Source organism: Sulfitobacter sp. 1A13421 (genome assembly GCF_043557285.1).
Classification (GTDB): Bacteria; Pseudomonadota; Alphaproteobacteria; order Rhodobacterales; family Rhodobacteraceae; genus Sulfitobacter; species Sulfitobacter faviae.
Window position 1 is genome coordinate 1 of the sequence record NZ_JBIFFQ010000023.1, and the last position, 2,468, is coordinate 2,468.

The 2,468-nt window shown below is 60.3% G+C and carries 2 protein-coding genes; both read right to left on the reverse strand.

Features of this window, described 5'->3' with window-relative positions; all coding sequences use genetic code 11:
- Positions 1 to 129 precede the first annotated feature (129 nt).
- Entirely contained in the window at positions 130 to 858 is a 729-nt protein-coding gene (istB, locus tag ACGYLI_RS18030; RefSeq protein ID WP_209219489.1) for an IS21-like element ISPkr1 family helper ATPase IstB, read from the reverse strand.
- On the reverse strand, positions 788 to 2,356 hold the full coding sequence (gene istA / locus ACGYLI_RS18035) for an IS21 family transposase (RefSeq protein WP_276155222.1): 1,569 nt from the start codon (positions 2,354 to 2,356) through the stop codon (positions 788 to 790). Before istA ends, istB begins: the two co-directional genes overlap by 71 nt.
- Positions 2,357 to 2,468 lie beyond the last annotated feature (112 nt).

Here is a 2,468-nt window from a genome sequence, read left to right on the forward strand (position 1 = left end):
TGTCAATCGGCAGGCAATCTTGACCCCCTATCGGCATCCAAAAATGACCCCCATCGGAGCGCTCGGTAGCTGGCCCGATGCGGTGTAGCCTTCATACAGCGCAGCCGTATCGGGCCAGCGGGGTTTAGGTCATTCGCGGGTCTTGAAGCGCCAGCTCTCGTTGCCGGTTTCGACGATGTCGCAGTGGTGGGTAAGGCGATCGAGCAGTGCTGTCGTCATCTTGGCGTCTCCGAAGACTGATGGCCACTCACCGAAGTCGAGGTTGGTCGTCACGATGATGGACGTGCGCTCGTAGAGGCGACTGACGAGGTGGAAGAGCAGCTGGCCGCCTGTCTGTGCGAAGGGTAGATAGCCGAGTTCGTCGAGGATCAGAAAGTCGAGGCGGCATAAGAGATCCGCAGTGCGCCCCTGGCGATCTGCGCGGGCTTCGGCGTCGAGTTTGTTCACAAGGTCGACGACGTTGAAGAAGCGGCCGCGCTTACCACGGCGGATGCAGGCCCTGGCGATGCTCACGGCAAGATGGGATTTGCCGGTCCCGGTGCCGCCGATCAGCACGACGTTGCGTTGATGTTCAAGGAACTCTCCGGAGGCCAAATCGCGCACCAGCGTCTCGTTGACCGGCGTGTTCTCGAAGCTGAACTCATCGACCTCCTTGGCCAGTGGTAGTTTGGCAATCCTCATCTGGTATCTGATCGAACGCGCCTGCTTCTCGCTGATCTCGGCGTTCAAGAGGTCGCCGACGATCTGTTGTGGTTCGTGCTGACGCTTCACTGCTGTCGTGATGATCTCATCGTAGGCGGCTTTCATGCCGTAGAGCTTCAGATGGCTCATCGCATCCAGCACTTGTGATCTTTCCATGGTCGGGTCTCCTGAGGCTGTCGTAACGTTGGCAATCGGCCACGGGCTGGCAAGTCAGCCGCAACGCGTCCGGCGTATCAATGGTCATCGGCGGCGGCGGCTCACGACGTCGGGCCAAGATGTTGATGATGACTGAGGCGGCGGGAGCCCCTTCATTCAGGGCTTCGGCACAAGCGGCATCCACGGCATCCAGCCCGTCAGTCGGGATCATGCTCAGGATCTGAACCATCTGGCGGCCGCCGTTCGGCACCTTCCCAAGCTTGCGCTGCACACGCCTGATTGCTGGCGGCAGCTCCCAGTCCTTAAAGGGCGCGCCATTCCTGAGCGCGCCAGGTTTGCGAGCCAGAACAGGGATGTAATGCAGCGGGTTGTAAATCGCCTTGTCGCGGCCGAAGGCTCGGTCGTGCTGCCCCACAATCTTCCCTTCCTGCCAGAACTCGACCCGCTCAGCATAAGCACGGATCTCAACTGGGCGACCGACGGCTCGGCCATCCACCGAGTAGCGGTTCTTGTCGAACCGAACGAGGCAGGTTTTGGACACCGAGGCAGGCAGCGCGTGGAAGCCATTGAAGGGGCCGACATACGGCACCAAGCTGGCGCGTTCTTGCTCGAACACCTCCCAAGTTGTCCGATCCCGGAGTTCGGGGTGCGGGTTGGACTTGGCCCAGGCAACGCACCGGTCTTCAAGCCAAGCGTTGAGTTCGGCATAGCTTTTGAACTTCGGTCGCGGGACGAAGAACCGTCGCCGGACAACGCCGACCTGGTTCTCGACCTGCCCCTTCTCCCAGCCCGAGGCGGGGGTGCAAGCGACGGGATCGACCAAGTAATGCCCGCACATCTGCTGGAACCGGCGATTGTAGGCGCGGTCGCGACCGACAAAGATTGTATCTACCGCCGTCTTCATGTTGTCATAAATCCCCCGAGCGCAAGCTCCGCCAAAGAAGGCAAAGGCCTTGTCGTGGGCGTCGAAAACCATCTCCTGTGTCTCGCGCGGGTAGGCTCGCACGAACAGCATTCGGCTATGGCAAAGGCGGACGTGCGCCACCTTCACTGTTGTCGTCGCGCCATCGATCACAACGACTTCATGGCTCCAGTCAAACTGATAGGCCTCACCAGGATCGAAGGTCAGCGGCACATAGGCAGCGGCCGACGCCTCCTGTTCCTCCTTGGACCATGAGGCCGCGTAGCGCCGGACGGCATCGTAGCCGCCGTCATATCCGAGGGCTCTGAGTTCTTCGAAGATCCTGATCCGGGTCAGCCTCTCACGCTTGGGCTTGCGCGCGTTCACCGCCAGCATCTCGTCGAGCTTGTCTTTCCAGGGCCCAATCTTCGGCTGCGGCTGGACCGTCCGCTCGTAGGTGAGCTCCGTCACACCGGATCGGATTACCTTGCGCACCGTGTTCCGCGATACCCGTAACTCCCGGCAAATCTGCTTAATCGGCTTCTTGTCCTGAAAATACGCCCGCCGGATCTTCGCAATCGTCTCCACAACCAACATCCCACACTGTGCTCCCCGATAGCCTCGGGGGCATTATCCACATCAGTGTAAGGGGGTCATTTTTGGACGCCGATCACCCCTCTACGGGGTCAAAATTGCATGCTTGTTCACA

Coding starts and splice junctions, on each gene's coding strand:
- istB (WP_209219489.1), bottom strand. CDS start 858: ATGGAAAGATCACAAGTGCTGGATGCGATGAGCCATCTGAAGCTCTAC.
- istA (WP_276155222.1), bottom strand. CDS start 2,356: ATGTTGGTTGTGGAGACGATTGCGAAGATCCGGCGGGCGTATTTTCAG.